The sequence below is a fragment of the Bradyrhizobium sp. Cp5.3 genome (assembly GCF_000426265.1).
In the GTDB taxonomy this organism is placed as follows: domain Bacteria; phylum Pseudomonadota; class Alphaproteobacteria; order Rhizobiales; family Xanthobacteraceae; genus Bradyrhizobium; species Bradyrhizobium neotropicale.
In genome coordinates, this window is record NZ_KE384516.1 from 50,747 (window position 1) to 68,267 (window position 17,521).

The following is a 17,521-nucleotide window of genomic DNA, read 5'->3' on the forward strand; positions in this document are numbered from 1 at the left end:
AGAACGGCGCCTGGCGCGGCCGCGACGCAGCCTGGGTCAAGGAGAAGGCACAGCGCGCAGAGACCAATTCGAAACAAGAACACCACCGAACGCAAGCAGCTAGCACACTTCAAAGCTATTCCGGCGGGAAGCATCGATCTTTGCCTCCCGCCGGACAGTCTCAGGTACGTCAGTGCTGGTCGTTCTCGGCCCTATGCCCCAGGCGCCGCGCCAGATCCGCGTTCGTCTCCACCAGCAACTTTGGCGAACCCTCCGGCCTGATGAAGATGGGATTGGCGTAGAACCAGACGTTCGACCAGGCCTGAATGTCGTGGGTCACCTTCTTGACGCCGTTGACCGTCTCCAGATGCGCCGGGCACGCCGGGTCCGCGCAGCTCACCTTCGCATTGTTGGCGTCAAGCAGCGGATTGCCTGCGGTGTCCGTGACATTCGGAGTACCGACCGGGATGTTCGTTCCGCGAGCGCGGACGTAGAACGGAGTGTTACCGGCCGTGATCGTCGTCGTGAAGCGCAGCCGGACGGAGTCGCGGTCCCGGTGCTCGCGGTGCATCTTCGTCGCCGGGATCTGCCGGACGACGCTGGCAGTGGAATTGTAGACGATGTCCGCGCCGGCAGTGCCCCCGGCGTTCGCCACCGCATAGCCGGGCGCGCCCGGTGCGACGACGCCGGTGATCTTGCCGCTGATCAAGTCGACGTGGTCGAGCGACGGCTTGTTCAGCGGTTGCTTGATCCCCACCTGCTCCAGCAGCGGATTGTTGAAGCTGTAGGGGCTGTTGTTCTTCGCCGGGACGGTCATCTCCATCTCGACCGTCACCTGATCGCCGGGCCTCACGACCAGCGTTTCACCCATCGTCTTCCAGTCGTCGCCCCGCGCTCTGGCACGGAACACCATGTCCGAACCGATGAGGTCCGCGTTGACCGAGTAGGAGTTGCCCGATCGCATCCCGTCGATGACCGACTGGGAGGAGAACCTTCCTTCATTCGGAACGTACAGCCGGGTGTACTCGCCGGGAATGAAATCCGCGGTCGTGAACGCGTCGCGCGCGCCGCCCGCGCCGCGGCTGTGCCAGTCGGAGCTGACATAGATGAAGAAGTTCCGACCTTCGCCGAGCAAACCATCCCACAGGCCGCCCACTTTCGCGGTGTAGATTCCGCTCATGCCGTAGGTGCCGCCGCCAACCGCAGTAGCCGTGTAGGAACCGGAGCCGCCAGTGAGACCGCCTTCTGCGAAATGGCCGGGCGACTCGATGCCGAACGCGACCGTCGGTCCGGCATTGTTGAAATCGCGGAAGTGCTCGATGTTGTAGCCCTTGCTACCCGAGGGGTCGAATGGCCCCTGGCGCTCGGTGTGTGTGGGAATGACATAGGATTGCAGCGGATGGTGCGCCTGCAACCATTTGATGCCTTCGAGCGCCTTTTGGTGACCCGCCGTGCCCGTGTTGTTGACGTTGTCCTTGCCCTGCCAGAGCTGGTCCTCGCCGCCTTCTCTGATGGGGCCGATCGCGTCGGTGTCGGACCGGTCGAAGCGGTACTCGAACTCCGCCATCTTGTCGGCATTGCCGCCCCGACGCGGGTTCTGCCCGGTGATCACCGCAACGTCGACGTGCTCGTGACCGGGAGCGATCCATTCGAGCCCTTCGATCAGCACCTTGTTGTACATCGGCGCCCGGTTGACGATGATCGGATACTCGATCTCCTTGATCGACTGCCAGCGCCACATTTTGGCGTTGCTGCCCGTGCCGTTCGGGGTGCCCTTCAGGCTCGTAATCGTAATGCCGTCAATGGTTTGGCCGAGCGTCTGATTCCAGGTCGTGGTCGTGTCGCCGGGGAGATTGGCGCTCGTGTCGCTGAAGCGGCAGTCCCGGTTGCCCGAACCGCCGTGATTGCCGAGCGTGAACCAGTCGAGATCGAAATTGTTGCCTCCGCCGGCAGCGACGCCCTTCGCGACAGAGCGGTCGATTGAGTAGCCCGCGGAAACCGAACCGTCGGTGCAGGTGTTGTGATTGTGCATGTCGCCGGCAACATAAGGATTGCCCCTGTGGCGATCCCTGCCGAACTCCTCGGCCACGGCGCTCTGAGTCAGCGCCAGAGATGCTGACGCTGCGGTCAACAGGATGGTCTTGCTAGTCGGAAACATCGATCGCCCCTTGCTCGGATTTGAGTCATCGCGAAATTCAACAAGAGTGACAGGAATCGAAAACCGCCTGATCCCCGGACTCCGTACGGCGACGAAATGACCAGAGCTCGAATACAGCTTCGTGAAGGATTTGTGTTGCCGCGCGCAGCTTCCGAACAATTCGTGCGACATCTTGTCTCTTGCAACTTTTCTGCGCCGCATCGGCGATTGCAGATGACAGATGAAACGCGCTGTCGCATAAGGCGCGCGGCCAAGCCATACCGCGAAGAGTTTGTGACACCAACATGTCAATGCCAGCGACGTCAAATGAAGTGCAATCCCTTCCGCGCACAGAACGCTCGAACCAGAGCACCGATGCCGCGCCCGGTGCAACGCAGCCTTCGCGGTCGATCATCGCTGCGGCCACGCGCTTGTTGCGTGAACCGTTGCTGCACTTCGCGCTGCTTGGCGCGGTGATCTTCGGCGTCGACGCTCTTCTGCATCCCCCCGCCAAGGACGAAAAGCTGATCACCGTAACCAAGGCGATGCGCCAATCCTTCATCGAAAACTTCGACGAGGACAAAGTCCGTACCCCTTCCAACGACCAGCTCCAGAAGATGATCGACAGCTGGGTCGCGAGCGAAATCCTTTACCGCGAGGGCAAGGCGCTCGGTGTGGACCGCGGCGACGAAATGATCCGCGACCGGATTGCCTTCAAGATGCAATTGCTGATCTTCGATCAGATCCGGGTCCAGCAACCCACGGACGAACAGCTTCAGGCGTGGTTTGCGGAAAATCATGCCCGCTTTGACGAGCCGGAGCGCGTCTCATTCTACATCACCGCGCCGACGGACCAGACAACGGCGCAGCGCCAGCTCGAGGACATTGTCCAGCAACACGAAACAGAGGACTTGCAGCAGCAGACCCGCGCCATCCTCGCCCGGCCGGTTGCGAGCCTTGCTGCGTCCTTCGGTGAGGAATTCCGTGATGCACTGCTGACGATACCGCAGGGGGAATGGAAGGTCCTGCGCTCCAAGGATGGTTGGCACGTTGCTCGTCTCGATTCCCGGCGTCAAGGAACGCTTGCCAGTCTCGAGACGGTTCGGGATGAGGCCGCCCGGATTTGGCATACGGAAGAAACGCGCAAGCTGGCATGGGAAGCGGTCAAGCGGCTCAAGACTTCCTATCAAGTGCGGTACGAGCAATGACGGCGATGCGCTACTTGCGTCTGGCGCTGGTCGTCCTCGCCACGCTGATGCAGCCGTCCACGCTCGGCGCGCATGAGGCGAGCCTGGGCGTGCTCGAATTCCGCGAGGTCCGCCCCGGCGCGTTTATCGGCCGCTGGACCATGGAGCCCTCCATCGGCGCTGGGCGGATCGATCTGCGGGTCCCACCCCACTGCTTCCTCCGGCTGCCCGAAATGAACTGCGGCCAGAAGGGCCTTGTCGGCTCGATCACCATCACCAACCTCGGCGCCAACATGTCGGCTGTCCTGATCAAGGTCATTCCGATCGCAGGTGAGCCGCGCAGCTACACGATCTCGACCGCCAATCCCGTCGTCTCCGTCCTTGGCACCGACGCCCCGACGCTTGAGGCCTGGATCGAGCTGGCCAAGACCTATGTGAACTACGGGATCGATCACATCCTTTTGGGCGCCGATCATCTGCTGTTCGTGTTGGGTCTGATCTGGATCGTCGGCGGTGGCTGGCGATTGGTGAAAACGATCACCGCCTTCACCATCGGACACAGCGCTTCGCTTGCCGCGGCGGCGTTCGGCCTCATCGGAGTGCCGGAGCGCCCGCTCAATGCCTGCATTGCATTGAGCATCGCGTTCGTCGGAGTCGAAATCGTCAAGCAACAGCGCGGCACGATGGGCATCACTGCCCGTTATCCTTGGGCTGTCGCATTCACCTTCGGTCTTGTTCACGGTATCGGTTTCGCAAGCGCCCTGGCTGGACTTGGACTCGAACGCAGCCTCCTGCCCGCGGCGCTGCTCTTCTTCAACATCGGCGTGGAGATCGGTCAGCTTGCCTTTGTGCTCCTCGTGCTCGCGCTGATCTGGGCGCATCGGCGACTTGATGCCGTCGTGCCGCGCTGGGGCGAGGCTCTCCCGGCCTACGCCATCGGCTCAGTATCGATGTTCTGGTTCTTCGGCCGCCTCGTGCGAGTGTTTGCCGCGATCTGACAGAGAGACGTACACACCATGTCGTTGCGCATGTTCAGAGTTATATCGACCGCGATCGTTGCCCTTGCGCTGACGCAACCGGCGTTCGCGCACGACCAGGTCGGTGTCGCCGGCGGGCTCTTCAGTGGCCTGCTGCATCCGGTCACGGGAATCGACCATCTGATTGCCATGGTTGCGGTCGGGATCTGGGGGGCGCAGCTCGGTGCGCCTGCGATCTGGGTGCTCCCCATCACGTTTCCGCTCGTCATGGCGATCGGCGGGGTCTTGGGGGTGCTGCGAATTCCGCTGCCGATGCCGGAGGTGGTGATCGCAGTTTCAGCGCTGGTCCTCGGGGTGGCCGTCGCCACCCGCCTGCGCTTGTCGTTTCCGGTTGCCGCCGTCATTGTGGCCGTCTTTGCGGTCTTTCACGGTCATGCGCACGGCGCCGAGCTTCCAGGCTCGGCGAACCCGATGGCTTACGGGGTCGGCTTTGTCACCGCCACCGGCCTGCTGCATCTCGGCGGAATCGCGATCGGCACTCTGACGCGCTGGCCCGCCGGAGAGCGCGTCATTCAGGGACTCGGGGCCGGCATCGCAGGACTTGGCTGCTACTTCCTCGTCCAAGGCCTCGGAGCTATTGCATGAAACTGAAATTCAGACGCGGATGGATTGCCGCCGCGCTGTTGCTCGCCCAAGGGGGAGCAGCCGAGGCTCATATCGTCGCAGCTCGCCTCGGCGATTTCTATATGGGTGCATTGCATCCTTTCACCGATCTTCAGGATGTCATTCTCTGGACCGCGACAGGCGTGCTGGCCGGCTCGCTTGGAGCTTCAAGGGGACGCTGGCTTATCCTGGCGTTTCCGCTTGGACTATTGGTCGGTTTGCCTCTGGGGCGCATTTTCGGCGCGGCTTCGGCAGGACTTGCGGACGCCGCGATGATGCTGGCGATAGGTTTGATGCTCGCGGCAGCAGCGCGAATTCCCACATCCGCGTTGTGTGCGATTGCATTCGGATTGGCCGTGATGCGCGGCGCTGCCAACGGCGCAGACCTCGGGCCCGACACCGACCGAGTGCTGTTCGCTGCAGGATTGGCCTGCGTCGGCTACACCATCATTACCCTCACGATGGCTCTGACCGTCGTCTTCAGAGGGACCGAGTCCGACGGCTCGGCGCCTTGGCGAACGATCGCCGTTCGCGCGCTCGGAGGCTGGATCGCGGCCATCGGTCTCATGATGGCGAGCATTGTTCTGGCTTCTTGAAAGAACGTTGCCAATCCGCGCATGACGATCGGCTCTTCTGCGGCGCCCTTCCTAGGCCGGTTCGACAGAGGATTGCTCCACGAGGCGAGCAATGGCGGAAATTGAGTCCAATCTGGTCAAGTCGAAGCCAAGATCGGAAAAATTGATCCCATAGTCGGTCTCGACGCTCATGATGAGCTCCACCGCATCGAGGGAATCAAGGCGGCCGCTGGAAAACAACAGATCGTCGTCGTGAAGCGGCGCACCGTCTCCCTTCATGAGAAGTCGCTGCATAATGTAGCTCCGCATACGTGATTTCACTTCGGAGGCAGGCACTATTGTCATGTTGTTACTCCCAGAAGATAGAAAAGGAATTCGGCGCGTTGCCAGAGCGTGTGCTCGCGATCGAGCGGCGCGTCAAAGACGTGCAGAATGCAGAAGAAACCACAAACCCAGAGACAAGGAAGCAGCCGGCCGCGCAGCCAGCCTCGTGTCGCCCGTTGCGGCACACGGCGCAGCTGCGATACGGCCACGCTCATGGCGAGGACAAATGTGTAGAACGCGTGCGATTGCTCGCCGACCACAGCGTTCCAAAGACCCATGTCGACGACGAAGCGAATGTCGCGGATGAAGTGAAACAGCAGATTTCCGAGGCAAGCAGCAACTAACGTCGCGAAAAACAACCGAAGCCTGCGATGGCTTCGGAAGCAGCGAACGAAGGTCGGATAGAAGAAATGATCGACCAGCAGCTCCTTGAAGTAGAAGTAGTACCGGTTCCAGAAGTCGGCGAGGCTCGCGGACTCCAGCGGCCGGTACGTGTTGCGCAGCAGGCGAAAGCCGGCGAGGCGCGCGGTCGCCACGATGATCCCACCGAACACGGTCATGCCGAGGAGATCTTCGACGAAGTAGGCGATCAGGCTGGTCCAGCCGATCCAGCGCGGATAGGGATCGTGGACGATATGGCGGAGCAAAGTGTCGTCGAAGGTCGGCAGCCACAAGATGCCGTGGACAAGCTCATTGAAGCAGCCTCGCCCGACGGCCAGCAGCAGCGTCCATGCCGCCAGCTTCACGCCCTTGAGCTGGGTAACGGCGAGTTCCTCCGGCGTCTTCGCTTCGAAGCGCCGAAGATAGGACAGGCCCTTTCCGAATGGCGTCAACGTCGCTCCCCAGAAGGGATGAAAGACGCTCAATTTTTGCCAGACCGGTGACTGCTCCTTGCCGGCATCAGCCAGCGCATAGGCAAGAAACCAGAGATAGGGCTGGCACGTCACCAGGAATGACCACAGCAGGACACGCGGCATGCCGACAGTCAGCGTCGACTGCGTGGCTAGTACCAGTCCGAGGAAGCCCAAGAGCAGGCACATCGTGGGGCGACGCAACGCCGTGGCCGCGTTACCCTGCAGCACGAGCAGGCCGGAGAACAAGGCGAATACCAGCGTCAGCATCGCCGACTGCAGCAACGGCTGGCTGATACGATCCGTCACACCTTCCTGCGCTGCCAGACGCTCCAGCAGCGGCGTATCAACCAGGAAGCCGCTCCGGTAAAGCAGCAACGACGTCGCGAGCAGGATGAAGATGCGGCGATACGTCCCGGCATAGGCGCACCCCATCGCGAGCGGCGCCGCGGAGAAATCGATGCCCACCAAACTGAGCAGTGCCACGAGCACGGCCACCGCGCCACACAGCGCGATACGGCCGGTCACGCCCTGGACGCTCGTCACGAGCGTAGTATCCCGGTCGATCTCAGGGATCAGACGCCAAGCGGGCCGAGCGCGCGAACGCGCCGCCATACACGCGCTCGGCTGGCTTTCGATGCTCATCGGGAAAGGCGCGCTGGCGGACCGGCTTCTCGCATTCACGAGGCCTTTGCGTGGGCTTCATCAAGCAGCGAGGCAACTGAACGCCGATCTGCCTTGCCGTTGGCGTTGACGGGAATCTCTTCCAGCCAAATGAAACGGCTCGGGATCATGTAAGCCGGAAGACGCGCCGCGCAGTGCTGGCGCAGATCGATCTCTGCCTGCTTCGTCCCCGAATAGGCGGCCAACAGGCGGCTTGCACCGTTGGCGTCGTGAAGCACGGCCGCAAGCGCGCGCGTGATCCCTGTCCGGGCAGCGATCGCATGGTCAATCTCCTCGAGCTCGACCCGATAGCCCCGAAGCTTGACCTGGTTGTCGGCGCGGCCGCGAAAGCGCAGTACACCTGCCCCGTCCACTTCTATGAGATCACCGCTGCGGTAGAGGATCGAGCGATAACCGTCGATCAACGGATCCTGGCGAAACCGCCGTGCCGTCTCCTGCGGATTGTTGATATAGCCGAGCCCTACGCCGGGACCACCCAGCCACAGCTCGCCCACGCCTCCTGTGGCGACCGGCTTCATGTCCTCATCGAGGATGCGGTAGTTGAAATTCGGATTGAGCCGTCCGAGCGGCGCCAATCCCTCGCTTGTATCGAACACCTGCGCAGTAATGTCGAAACCGCTACAGATGCAGCTCGTCTCGGTTGGTCCATAGCAATTGATCAGCTTCGCGCGACCTGCGAACGCGTCGTAGAATCGACGCAACCGCGCCAGCGGATATCCCTCGCCTCCGAACATGAAGCGGGTCACATTCGGTAGCCAGTCGGGCGATAGAAGGTGCATGGAGTCGAGAAACATGAACAGTGTCGGCACCGCGAAAAAGAACGTGCACCGATGCCGCGTGATCTCCGCAACCAGTTCCGCCGGCGGCCGGCCTCTCAATGCGTCGATAGCAACGATGGCGGCCCCATTGAGGAGTCCGGCGTAGATGTCGAACACCGAGTTATCAAAGTAGATCGGGTTGACGTTCGTCAGCCGGTCCGCTGGACCGATGCCAAGATCATTCCCCGCCCACTCGACCAGATGAAGAACCCCCTGATGGGGAATGACCACGCCCTTCGGCTCTCCCGTCGAGCCGGACGTGAACATGACATAAGCCGGATCTGCGCCGGTGATTTCGGTCGTCTGCGGCAGGTCGCTGCCGTCGAATTCGGCGATAGCTTTGCGGAGCTCGGCGCGTGCGGCTGCATCACCGACCACGATACGCGTACCGGGCCCTTCCCTGACACTGAGAATCAAGCTGGCCCGGCACCGGTCGAGCATCAACCGCGAACGCTCCGCTGGAGCGGCGGGATCGAGAAATGCGTACGGTGCACCAATCTTGATGCAGGCCAATGCCAGCGCATAGGCCTCCATGATCTTCGGCATCTCAAGGCAGACGACGGCGCCGCGATCCACCCCCACCGACACGAGCCACCGCGAGAACCGGTTCGCCGTTTCATTCAGCTCTCTGAACGAGCAGCTATTACCTTCGCAAAAAAGAGCGGGTGCCCCCGGCGTGGCGGCCACGATCTCCTGAAAGCGCAGCCCCAGATTATGGCCGACCATCTTCGATCACCCCTCAATCCGCTCGCGGCTGAAGCAATCGTCCGATGCCAAGGAAGGCACTAGCGAAGGAGGTTGCACCAGTTCCAAAAATGCGCGCGGGCTCAATGCAACAACGGCAGAAGGCAAATGCGCATCGGGAAATTGCGCCTGCAGCGCATTTGCAAGCTCGATCCCGAGCTGCTGCCGGTATGCGGCAGCCAACGGATCGGTCGCCATGTGATCGGTTTCCCTTGGATCGGCCGAGGTCAACGGAAGATGGTCTGTCCTGCCGAAAGCAGGAACGTCATCGTGGTCGACGTGCAGCACCACGTCGTATCGATAGCGCGTCAGCTCGTTATCGGAACCGCGCTTGCGCAAGCCTTCTGCGGCGGCGATTCGCGGGATGGATCTGCAGGTGGCATGGAAGAAGCGGGGATCAATGACCAGCTCCCGCTCCTGCGCTATCGATAAGGAAACCTTTCGCTCAAGCCACCGCTCAGCGGCCCCTGGCGGCGCCTTGACGGATTGAACCGCGGCGTGGAACGTTCGCAACAGGCCGAAATGGCGCACGTCGCCCACGAAAATATGGCCTCCCGGCGCCACGACACGAACCGCCCGCTCGAGAACATCCTGTAGATATTCGATGCTGGGGAAGTACTGGACAACCGAGTTGAGAACGACGACGTCGAAGGACTGCGACGGCAAGCCGTCGAAATCCGCTGCTTCGCGCTCCAGCAATTCGACATGGCAAAGGTCCGCCTTCGACGCGGTGAAAGTACGTAAGCGGTGAACGGCGACGGGCGAAAGATCCGTTCCGAAATAGGTCGTGCAGCCGGGCGCAAGCCGCTCGACAAGGAGCCCGACCCCGCAACCGACCTCCAGCACCCGTTTCGCACCCAACCCGCGGATGCGCTCGACCGTGCAATCCAGCCACTCGGCCATAGCAAGTTCGGGAATGGGCTTGTTCGTGAAGTTGCTGGTCCACCCGACGAAGGACGGCGCAAAGCCTTCGTCGCCACGGCTATACACCTGGTCGAACGCGCGGCGCCACTGCAGAACTCGCCGCTCCCGCTCCGCCAGGTAGAGGCGCGATTTGGCAGCCTCTAAGCGATCGGGATCTACCGCGACATAGGCGAGCTGATGGCTGTTCCCGCCAACTCCCTCTTCGACAACGAGCGTGGCGTGCATGACATCTGGGTGTGTCAGCAGCGCCCGTTCAATCTCGTTTGCAGGGAGTGAGCGCAACACACGTACCAGACTTCGACCAAGACCACGTCGCTATCCTAGAAGACGGACTCTTAAGCAACTCTAAATTGGCGCAACCAAAGATGGTGGCGGGGGAGCTGCGACCGCGAGCGGTGCCACCTGCCGGGCAGGCGCATTTGCGGCGCGCCCAATCTCGGTCTCTACGGCGCCGACGACTTCAACAGCACCGATCCCGTGACACCGCTCGGGACTTCTTGCCTTGCCGTCCCGTTCTGACCCCTCAGTACCAACTTGAAGGGGCAAGTTAGACCGCTTTCGCAGGAGTAGTATAACCATCAAGGATTTCAGAATCTTATGGCACGTTCCTAAGAGCGCTTCTCGCCTGCCATAGAGCTCATCGAGCGCCGCACCAAACGCCCGATCATTAATCTCCGGCTCCTTTCACGGCAGCTGTTGTCACACCGATCTCAGTCAACCTTGGGCCCGCTCTTCCCGTCCGGCGTCACATCGACCGAAATCGCCTTGCCGGTGACCTTGGGAAGCTCTCGGCAATTCCTCATGCAGGGATCCTTGTTCCAGAACTTCTTCTCCGACGTTTCGCGATCGTCGTCGAAAAACGCTTCGGCGTTCGGCAGCTTGATCGACGCAAAGTTCTTGTCGTTGAGCTCGAAGTTCTCGTCCTTGACGATGTCGTTGAGATTGAGCAGGAACGCCACGAGTGCGTAGGCTTCGTCATCCGTCAGCGAACGCGCATTGCCGTAGGGCATTGCGCGCCTGATGTAGTCGTAGACCGTCGACAGATCCGGCCAGAAGGAGCCAATGGTCTTGTCAGGCCTGTCCGCCCTCAAGGTGCCCTGCCCGCCCGCGAGCACGGGCCAGCGGCCGGCGCCCTGCCCGAACTCGCCGTGGCATGACGCGCAACGCTCCTGAAAGAGCTCATCACCTTGCTTCACAGTGCCTCGACCAACCGGCAAGCCGCGGCCGTCGGGACGCACGTCGGTGTCCCAGGCCGCGATTTCTTCCGGAAGGGCTTCCCGACCAAGCCCCATCTTGGCGGCCGGCTTGGCAGGCGCCGCGCCAACCCGCGGGCGCTCCGCCGACCACGCACCGGAGAGGCCAGTCATGAGGCCGACGGCAATGCCGGCCGCGAGCAGTCTAGCCCAGCTCGACATTCTCAGAGTCTCCGTTGCGATGCACCAGCCAGGTCTGGATGCCATTGTTGTGATAGATCGAGTTGACGCCGCGAACCTTTCTCAACTCGTCCTTGGTCGGCTGCACATAGCCGGTGGAGTCGATCGCGCGCGACTGAACCATCAGCTCTTCGCCGTTCCAGTCGAAGTCGACGTAGAACCGCGTCAGCGACTTATCCAGCACGGGACCGTCAATCCGCGCCGTCTGCCAGTTTCGTCCGCCGTCGAGGGACACGTCCACGCGCTGGATCGTGCCGCGCCCCGACCAGGCGAGGCCGCTCAATACGTTGCGGCCCTTGTATTTCAGCGGTGCCTGCGGCGACGGGCTCGTCACCACCGATTTCGCATCCATGATGAAGGTATGCTTGCGCGAGCGACCATCGGCCAGGAGGTCGGTGTACTTGGAGGTCTCCTCGCGGGTCTGCCACGGCTGGTCGCCGACTTCGATGCGGCGCAGCCATTTGACCCAGAGATTGCCTTCCCAGCCGGGGATCACGGCACGCAACGGATAGCCCTGCTCGGGGCGAAGCGCCTCCCCGTTCATCGCAAAGGCGAGCAGCACATCGCTCAAGCCTTTCTCGATCGGAAGTGAGCGGTTCATGCCCGAGGCATCGCCCCCCTCGAGCATCAGCCATTTGGCGTTCGGACGCAGGCCGGCCTCGTCGAGCACTACCTTCAACGGAACGCCGGTGTACATCACGTTGTGCACCATGCCATGCGTGAACTGGCAACCGTTCAACTGCGCGCCGCGCCATTCCATGCCTGAGTTGGCGGCGCATTCGAGGAAGTAGATGCGGTTGGTGCGCGGCATCCGCTTGATGTCATCCATGGTGAACACCAGCGGCTTTTCGACGAGGCCGTTGATCATCAGACGGTGCTTGGCCGGATCGATCTCGGCGACGCCGCCGTGATGACGCTCGAAGCAAAGCCCCGACGGGGTGATGATTCCGTCGAGCTCGTGCAGCGGTGTGAAGTTCACCGACGACTCGGCAGACGCCGTCAACCAGGACACATCGCGCCTGATGACGTTCTTTTCGAACTTCGACGGCGATCCGTAGGGCCGCTTGTCGACGCCGTCACCGAGATAGCGTTGCCAGTCCTGCACCTCGGTGATGAGCGGGTCCGGCTTGGTCGTATCCGTGGCCGAAGCACCGCGCGTCATCGCCAGGCCGGCGCCCGCAAGGCTCGCGGCCGACAGAAAGCGTCGTCGGTTGACAAGATCAGCTCGCGACTTGTCCCGCATGGAGCTTACCTCTCTTCATGCATCAAGATATATGAATGTGTTGGACACACAGCATTGCGCGCATGTCCTTCGTTCAGGCGCCGGTGACGCGCACAGCGGAATTGGGAGAGATGGTGACGGCGCCGGTCTTCGAGATGTGCGAAGCAACGACATCCCAGATTGGCGGACCTTGCGTATTCTCGTTGATGCTTGCCCAGCCTGCCACCGTATAGGTCCTGGCTGGATCGATCGGTTGTCCTGACTTCAGATGTGTCATCTGCGATATCCGAGAGCCCATTGGCCTGGATACGTCGATCGCGTAGCCCATTCCCCCGATGCGAACCATGTCACCGCCACCCTGGTAGTACGGGTCGGGATGGAAGATGTTGTCTGCGATATCTTCGAGCGTTTCCTTCAACTGAAGTCCGGTCATCTGCGCCCGATAGCAGTTGGGGTACGTGATCGCGGTGGCATTGGTGACGTGCTCCCAGGTGATCGTCTCGCCCGGAAGGAGCGTACCGCCCCAACGGAAGCCCGGAGACAGCGCAATTTCCACGTCACGTTCGGAGAGCATGGCGTCGCAGATCAGATCGTCGAAGGTGCCGTTGAAGTTGCCGCGACGATAGAGCAGCGAGTCGGTCTTGCCGAGTGGCTTTGCGAGCTCGGTTGCGAAGGGCGCGCGGATCTTCTCGACGAGCGAGGCCATGGCGGGATCGGGCGGAATCGCGTCGGCGAACACCGGCATCAGCTTGAATCGAACTCCAGCAACTTTGCTATCACGCACGTCGATATCGAGCCGCGACACGAACTTGCCATGCGAGCCGGCCGCGATCAGCACGGTGTCGCCAACGCGGACGAGGCCCGGCATCGCGTCATGGGTATGGGCAGTGAGGATGACGTCCAATCCCTTCACGCGTCCGGCGAGTTTGCGATCGACGTCGAAGCCGTTGTGAGACAGCAGAACCACGACGGAGGCGCCGTCCGCGCGCGCCTCGTCGACCTGCTTCTGCAGGTCTTCCTCGCGGATACCGAACTCCCATTTCGGAAACATCCAGCGCGGATTTGCTATCGCCGTGCGCGGCAGCGCCTGTCCGATCACTGCGACCTTGGCGCCGCCGCGTTCGTATATTTTACGCGGCTCGAAGACCGGCTCCTGCCATTCATTGTCGCGGACGTTCTGTGCGAGGAATGCGAAAGGCGCCTTGTCGGTGAGTTCTTTCACGCGTTCGGCACCGTAGGTGAACTCCCAGTGCCCAACCATCGCGTCGACCTTGAGCAGCGAAAGCACGTCAACCATGTCCTGCGCTCGCGTCTTGAGCGAGGTCCAGCTTCCCTGCCAGCTATCGCCGCCGTCGAGCAGCAGCACGTTGCTCTCACCGCGCTCGGCCCGTACCGCCGCGATCAAGGCGGCAACGCGGTCCATGCCGCCCATGCGCCCGTAATTGCGCGCGAGCGAGATGAAATCATCTGATGTCAGCGCAAATGCATCCGCCGAGCCCGCGGCGATCTTGAAGTACTTCCGGAACTCCGCGTCGGTGATGTGCGGCGGCAGCCCCCTCGCCTCGCCGACCCCGAGATTGACGGCGGGTTCACGGAATTGCAGCGGCACCAGTTGCGCGTGGGTATCGGCCACATAGAGGATCGTCAGCCGCCCGAGCGGATCGAAGCGCAGGATGTCGGATTGTGTCAGACGTTGCTGGGCTGCGACCCGGCCGAGAGGACCGAGGCCGCTGCCCGCGAGCAGCGCAGCCGTTGCAGCGGTCGCCTGGAGAAATTCGCGCTTCGATATCATGGTCGCGTCGCACCCATCTGGTAGGATGATCCGTTTCTCGGGCAGGCACCCGGGCCGTCAGGCTACGGTCAGCTTGTTCACGGTGACATGTTCGGAGCCGTCATCGTCCTTCCAGGTGAAGGTGAATTCGCCGCTCTCGACCGCCTTGAAGAAAAACGACTGGTACGGATTGGCCGAGATCGCCGGATGCCATTCGGCTTCGAACACCGGCTTGCCGTTGAAGGCGGCAATGAATCGATTGATGATCTTGCGCGGAATGATCTGGCCTGAGACATCCTTGCGTTGGCCCGATTCCATCTCGTGGGCGATCAGCGTCTTGATCTCGATGATTTCCCCGGCTTTGGCCTGGGCTTGCAGACGGACTTTCGGTATCGGCTTCGCGGTCATCTGAAAAACTCCCCGTGTGATGTAATGCGGAAAAGCGCGCGACCGCTCAGCCGCCGCAGCCGCCAATCGTAACCTTGACGGACGCAGATGCCTTGTAGAGGCTGCCGTTCGACATCTCGGCGAGACAGATGATGTTCTGGGTCTGCGCCAGGCGCATGCGCGCCGATGCGGCGGCCTTGCCGCAAGCCGGCGTGAACTTGTAGCTGACGACGTTGGGCAGCGGATTGCCCTCGGCGAAGATGTGGACTGCCTTGACGTAGTCGGCGTCCGTCATCGGGCTCTCAACCTCGACATTGACCGGAACGACGAGGCCGTTCTCGGCGATTTCGGGGACATCCAGTTTGATCTTGCCGCTCTCGGGCTTCTTCTCCCCGTAAAGCTTGGCAATCGCCGCGGACACTTCGTCCGGCGTGGCCTGCGCACCGTTTGAAGTCACGATCAACGCCAGGCCCGCGAGCCCCGCAATCCTGAGCGTCTCGCGACGCGAATGTTCGATCGACATGAAGTCCATGGCCAACTCCGTTGCATTTCCTCAACGGGCGCTTGGTGCGTGCGCCCAACGATAGTTTCGCTTGACGGCAACAGCCGCGCTCTATCATTATTTGTACATATCATTATATTCTTTTTTTTGAATGTAAAGCGGCTGTTGGGGCCGCATTGGCGGAAAAGTCGCGCAAGACGACCAAAATGAGGAGGAAAAAGTCGATGAATCGTCCCAAGCTTGGGGTTGCAGCCGTTCTGGCGCTGCTTTCGGTCTGGCTGCCCCAGGCCAGCCGGGCGCAGGACGCGGCCGAGAAGGAGATCGAGCGCTACCGCGCCATGATCTCCGACCCGATGTCGAACCCGGGCTATCTGGCGGTCGATCGCGGTGAAGCGCTCTGGCAGGAAAAGCGCGGCACCAAGGGCGTGTCGCTGGAGCAATGCGATCTCGGACTGGGCGCGGGCAAGCTCGAAGGCGCGTTCGCGCAATTGCCGCGCTACTTCGCCGATACGGACCGCGTCATGGATCTCGAGCAGCGCCTGCTCTGGTGCATGCAAAATCTGCAAGGGCTCGACACCAAGGACGTCGTGGCGCGACGCTTCTCTGCTCCCGGAAAACCGTCCGACATGGAAGATCTCGTCGCATTCATCGCCAACAAGTCCAACGGGATGAAGATCAACATTCCATTGAACCATCCGAAGGAGAAGGAAGCGGCGGCGGTCGGCGAAGAAATGTTCTACCGGCGCGGCGGCGTCAACGATTTCTCCTGCGCGACCTGTCACGCCGACGACGGCAAGCGCATTCGCTTCCAGAGCTTGCCCAACCTCTCCAAGGCCGGTCAGACTGCGCAGGAAACCATGGCGAGCTGGCCGACTTACCGGGTTTCGCAAAGCGCGCTGCGGACGATGCAACATCGTCTGTGGGACTGCTTCCGGCAGCAGCGATGGCCGGCTCCCGAATACGCCTCCGACGGCACCACCGCGCTGACCGTGTTCCTGCAAAAGCAGGCCGCTGGCGGCGAAATCAACGTTCCCTCGATCAAGCGCTGAAAGACATGACGATGATCTCGTTCGGCAAGACCCTCCTGGTGGGCGCGGCTCTTTCAATCTCATTCGCTGCATCCGCCGCTGCGCAGACGGCAACGAAGTCCATCGACCTCACGGTCGTCGACAGGTATGTCGCGTCGACCTTCGGCAAGGCCGCTCCGGAATGGCAGGCGCGGATCAAGCCCGACGCGACGCTCGAGACCTGCAACGCGTCCCGAAACGACGTTCCCTCCGCCGAAGCCGACAAGATCACGGCGCGCGAACTGGCGCGCGTGGTCTATCCGGCCGACGGCAAGCTCTTGGGTAACTGGAAGGAAGGCGCCAAGGTCGCCAATGACGGGCGAGGAAACCAATTCTCGGATCCGCCGGGACTCGTCGCCGGCGGCAATTGCTATGCCTGTCACCAGATGGAGCGGAGCGAGCTGAGCTACGGCACGCTTGGTCCAAGCCTGACCAACTATGGCAAGGACCGGAAATATGACCCCGAAGAGGTCAAGCGCGCTTACGCCAAGATCTACGACTCCCAGGCCTTTGCCGCCTGCTCGATCATGCCGCGGTTCGGCGCGAACAAGGTTCTGACCGAAACGCAGATCAAGGACATCCTGGCCTTTCTGTTCGACCCGGAATCGCCTCTCAACAAATAGGGCAGCACATTCGCCCGCCGACCAGCGGGTGATGTCGGGAACGACAATGAATCGACGCGGGCTGATCGAATATCTTCGCGCCCGCGCGTCAATCCGAATGCCGTCGAGGTCGAGGCCGGTGTGGCCGAACTGCTTTCCCTTGCCACGCGCGGCTACACCATCATTCGTCCATAGGGAGACTCAAGATGATATCGACGCGAAAAGCGATGCTGGCGGTAATGGTTGCGAGCCTCGCGCTGCTGATCGGCGCCTGCACTGGAAGTTTCGCGGGGGAGCCGAAGGAACATCGCGTCGCCATTCAGGTCGACCAGGACGATCCCGCAATCATGAATCTGACGCTGAACAACGTGTCGAACATCATCGAGCACTACAGAGCAAAAGGCGAACCGGTCGAGGTGGATGTGATCGCCTTCGGCCCCGGTCTTCACATGCTTCGCGCCGATACATCGCCGGTTAAGGACCGCATCAAGCAGATCACTGATGCGGCCTTCCCGTCGACCATTCAATATTCGGCCTGCAACAACACCAAGCAGGGAATGGAGCGGCGCGAAGGCAAATCGATCAGCTTGGTGCCGGAGGCCACGCTGGTGCCCTCCGGTGCCGTTCATCTCATCGAACGGCAGGAGCAGGGCTGGCCCTATCTCAGGCCGTGA

At 61.7% G+C, this 17,521-nt stretch carries 17 protein-coding genes; 7 read left to right on the top strand and 10 right to left on the bottom strand.

Translation table 11 applies throughout. The annotated features are described in order from the left end of the window. Nucleotides 1-169: 169 nt before the first annotated feature. The gene (locus K289_RS47520) at nucleotides 170-2,137 is read right to left on the bottom strand and encodes a hypothetical protein (RefSeq protein ID WP_035688350.1); all 1,968 of its coding nucleotides are present in this window, start codon (nucleotides 2,135-2,137) and stop codon (nucleotides 170-172) included. Nucleotides 2,138-2,421: 284 nt separating this feature from the next. Here K289_RS47520 and K289_RS0143145 point away from each other — a divergent pair, with 284 nt between their 5' ends. From K289_RS0143145 to K289_RS0143160, 4 genes are read left to right on the top strand one after another with little or no spacing between them, the layout of a single operon-like run. After that, nucleotides 2,422-3,324 (top strand): peptidyl-prolyl cis-trans isomerase, encoded by a 903-nt coding sequence (locus tag K289_RS0143145; protein WP_027556960.1) that lies wholly within the window; start codon nucleotides 2,422-2,424, stop codon nucleotides 3,322-3,324. Further along, nucleotides 3,321-4,301, top strand: a complete 981-nt coding sequence (locus K289_RS0143150) for a HupE/UreJ family protein (RefSeq protein ID WP_027556961.1) — start codon at nucleotides 3,321-3,323, stop codon at nucleotides 4,299-4,301. Before K289_RS0143145 ends, K289_RS0143150 begins: the two co-directional genes overlap by 4 nt. 18 nt (nucleotides 4,302-4,319) lie before the next feature. Beyond that, nucleotides 4,320-4,925 carry a HupE/UreJ family protein gene (locus K289_RS0143155; RefSeq protein ID WP_027556962.1) on the top strand — a complete coding sequence of 202 codons (606 nt, stop codon included), beginning with the start codon at nucleotides 4,320-4,322 and terminating at the stop codon, nucleotides 4,923-4,925. After that, on the top strand, nucleotides 4,922-5,539 hold the full coding sequence (locus tag K289_RS0143160; protein ID WP_027556963.1) for a HupE/UreJ family protein: 618 nt from the start codon (nucleotides 4,922-4,924) through the stop codon (nucleotides 5,537-5,539). Before K289_RS0143155 ends, K289_RS0143160 begins: the two co-directional genes overlap by 4 nt. A 51-nt stretch (nucleotides 5,540-5,590) precedes the next feature. Here K289_RS0143160 and K289_RS0143165 read toward each other — a convergent pair whose 3' ends face one another. The 9 genes from K289_RS0143165 to soxY all read right to left on the bottom strand — a co-directional run bounded on the left by K289_RS0143165 (nucleotide 5,591) and on the right by soxY (nucleotide 15,208). Further along, nucleotides 5,591-5,812 (bottom strand): acyl carrier protein, encoded by a 222-nt coding sequence (locus K289_RS0143165; protein WP_245284175.1) that lies wholly within the window; start codon nucleotides 5,810-5,812, stop codon nucleotides 5,591-5,593. Nucleotides 5,813-5,859: 47 nt separating this feature from the next. Next, a complete protein-coding gene (locus tag K289_RS0143170) occupies nucleotides 5,860-7,338 on the bottom strand; it encodes a hypothetical protein (protein WP_027556965.1) in 1,479 nt (492 codons plus the stop codon). Between the two features lie 35 nt (nucleotides 7,339-7,373). Next, on the bottom strand, nucleotides 7,374-8,921 hold the full coding sequence (locus K289_RS0143175; RefSeq protein ID WP_027556966.1) for an amino acid adenylation domain-containing protein: 1,548 nt from the start codon (nucleotides 8,919-8,921) through the stop codon (nucleotides 7,374-7,376). A 6-nt stretch (nucleotides 8,922-8,927) separates the two neighbouring features. Further along, the gene (locus K289_RS47525; protein WP_063614300.1) at nucleotides 8,928-10,088 is read right to left on the bottom strand and encodes a class I SAM-dependent methyltransferase; all 1,161 of its coding nucleotides are present in this window, start codon (nucleotides 10,086-10,088) and stop codon (nucleotides 8,928-8,930) included. A 485-nt stretch (nucleotides 10,089-10,573) separates the two neighbouring features. Continuing rightward, entirely contained in the window at nucleotides 10,574-11,278 is a 705-nt protein-coding gene (locus K289_RS0143185; protein WP_156918514.1) for a c-type cytochrome, read from the bottom strand. After that, nucleotides 11,262-12,539, bottom strand: coding sequence for a sulfite dehydrogenase (gene soxC / locus K289_RS0143190; protein ID WP_027556968.1), 1,278 nt, complete (start codon nucleotides 12,537-12,539; stop codon nucleotides 11,262-11,264). Before soxC ends, K289_RS0143185 begins: the two co-directional genes overlap by 17 nt. Before the next feature lie 73 nt (nucleotides 12,540-12,612). Continuing rightward, complete coding sequence (gene soxB / locus K289_RS0143195) at nucleotides 12,613-14,310, bottom strand: thiosulfohydrolase SoxB (protein ID WP_027556969.1); 1,698 nt, start codon at nucleotides 14,308-14,310, stop codon at nucleotides 12,613-12,615. Nucleotides 14,311-14,367: 57 nt separating this feature from the next. After that, a complete protein-coding gene (gene soxZ / locus K289_RS0143200) occupies nucleotides 14,368-14,697 on the bottom strand; it encodes a thiosulfate oxidation carrier complex protein SoxZ (protein ID WP_027556970.1) in 330 nt (109 codons plus the stop codon). Between the two features lie 46 nt (nucleotides 14,698-14,743). After that, complete coding sequence (soxY, locus tag K289_RS0143205) at nucleotides 14,744-15,208, bottom strand: thiosulfate oxidation carrier protein SoxY (RefSeq protein ID WP_027556971.1); 465 nt, start codon at nucleotides 15,206-15,208, stop codon at nucleotides 14,744-14,746. 194 nt (nucleotides 15,209-15,402) lie between these two features. Here soxY and soxA point away from each other — a divergent pair, with 194 nt between their 5' ends. The 3 genes from soxA to K289_RS0143220 all read left to right on the top strand — a co-directional run bounded on the left by soxA (nucleotide 15,403) and on the right by K289_RS0143220 (nucleotide 17,521). After that, a complete protein-coding gene (gene soxA / locus K289_RS0143210) occupies nucleotides 15,403-16,227 on the top strand; it encodes a sulfur oxidation c-type cytochrome SoxA (protein ID WP_035688354.1) in 825 nt (274 codons plus the stop codon). A gap of 11 nt (nucleotides 16,228-16,238) precedes the next feature. Beyond that, nucleotides 16,239-16,868: a sulfur oxidation c-type cytochrome SoxX gene (gene soxX, locus K289_RS0143215; protein ID WP_371260928.1), complete on the top strand. Its 630-nt coding sequence runs from the start codon at nucleotides 16,239-16,241 to the stop codon at nucleotides 16,866-16,868. Between the two features lie 218 nt (nucleotides 16,869-17,086). Further along, nucleotides 17,087-17,521: a hypothetical protein gene (locus K289_RS0143220; protein WP_371260929.1), complete on the top strand. Its 435-nt coding sequence runs from the start codon at nucleotides 17,087-17,089 to the stop codon at nucleotides 17,519-17,521.

Excerpts from the sequence above, each read along its gene's own strand:
- K289_RS47520 (WP_035688350.1), bottom strand. The coding sequence starts at position 2,137 with ATGTTTCCGACTAGCAAGACCATCCTGTTGACCGCAGCGTCAGCATCT.
- K289_RS0143145 (WP_027556960.1), top strand. The coding sequence starts at position 2,422 with ATGTCAATGCCAGCGACGTCAAATGAAGTGCAATCCCTTCCGCGCACA.
- K289_RS0143150 (WP_027556961.1), top strand. The coding sequence starts at position 3,321 with ATGACGGCGATGCGCTACTTGCGTCTGGCGCTGGTCGTCCTCGCCACG.
- K289_RS0143155 (WP_027556962.1), top strand. The coding sequence starts at position 4,320 with ATGTCGTTGCGCATGTTCAGAGTTATATCGACCGCGATCGTTGCCCTT.
- K289_RS0143160 (WP_027556963.1), top strand. The coding sequence starts at position 4,922 with ATGAAACTGAAATTCAGACGCGGATGGATTGCCGCCGCGCTGTTGCTC.
- K289_RS0143165 (WP_245284175.1), bottom strand. The coding sequence starts at position 5,812 with ATGCAGCGACTTCTCATGAAGGGAGACGGTGCGCCGCTTCACGACGAC.
- K289_RS0143170 (WP_027556965.1), bottom strand. The coding sequence starts at position 7,338 with ATGAGCATCGAAAGCCAGCCGAGCGCGTGTATGGCGGCGCGTTCGCGC.
- K289_RS0143175 (WP_027556966.1), bottom strand. The coding sequence starts at position 8,921 with ATGGTCGGCCATAATCTGGGGCTGCGCTTTCAGGAGATCGTGGCCGCC.
- K289_RS47525 (WP_063614300.1), bottom strand. The coding sequence starts at position 10,088 with ATGCACGCCACGCTCGTTGTCGAAGAGGGAGTTGGCGGGAACAGCCAT.
- K289_RS0143185 (WP_156918514.1), bottom strand. The coding sequence starts at position 11,278 with ATGTCGAGCTGGGCTAGACTGCTCGCGGCCGGCATTGCCGTCGGCCTC.
- soxC (WP_027556968.1), bottom strand. The coding sequence starts at position 12,539 with ATGCGGGACAAGTCGCGAGCTGATCTTGTCAACCGACGACGCTTTCTG.
- soxB (WP_027556969.1), bottom strand. The coding sequence starts at position 14,310 with ATGATATCGAAGCGCGAATTTCTCCAGGCGACCGCTGCAACGGCTGCG.
- soxZ (WP_027556970.1), bottom strand. The coding sequence starts at position 14,697 with ATGACCGCGAAGCCGATACCGAAAGTCCGTCTGCAAGCCCAGGCCAAA.
- soxY (WP_027556971.1), bottom strand. The coding sequence starts at position 15,208 with ATGGACTTCATGTCGATCGAACATTCGCGTCGCGAGACGCTCAGGATT.
- soxA (WP_035688354.1), top strand. The coding sequence starts at position 15,403 with ATGAATCGTCCCAAGCTTGGGGTTGCAGCCGTTCTGGCGCTGCTTTCG.
- soxX (WP_371260928.1), top strand. The coding sequence starts at position 16,239 with ATGATCTCGTTCGGCAAGACCCTCCTGGTGGGCGCGGCTCTTTCAATC.
- K289_RS0143220 (WP_371260929.1), top strand. The coding sequence starts at position 17,087 with ATGGTTGCGAGCCTCGCGCTGCTGATCGGCGCCTGCACTGGAAGTTTC.